We start from the raw sequence: 347 nt of genomic DNA on the forward strand, positions 1-347 counted from the left end.
AGGATGCCGAGAACTGGATCAACGCCATCACTTGCGACGGCTTCATGATTGTGCTGCAGGGCAAGGATGATGAGGACTTCGACAAGACGCTGAAGTTTGTCCTGGATCATAAGGACGAAGGCGTCTGGAAGTTCGTATCGTGGCTAAGCGTACCTCGCAAGCGTGTTGAGGCAGCAGGTTCTCGAGGTGACGATATTGCCAAGGTCTTGGGGACCACCGAAGAGTTCAATATCCACCTTCTGGGCTTCTCCGAAAACCTGGTCGATGATATCAAGTGCAGTCGTATTCCCGGTGTTGTGGGTATCGATTCGGCAGTGCCTCTGCGCATTGAGAACGAGTTCACCGTG

At 53.0% G+C, this 347-nt stretch carries 1 protein-coding gene; it reads left to right on the forward strand.

Annotation, left to right across the window (positions count from 1 at the left end; genetic code table 11):
• Nucleotides 1–347 (forward strand): hypothetical protein (locus VJI93_RS08585; RefSeq protein ID WP_324009288.1); only part of this gene is annotated, 347 nt, incomplete at both ends.

The sequence above is a fragment of the Parvimonas sp. M20 genome (assembly GCF_035282425.1).
GTDB lineage: Bacteria > Bacillota > Clostridia > Tissierellales > Peptoniphilaceae > Parvimonas.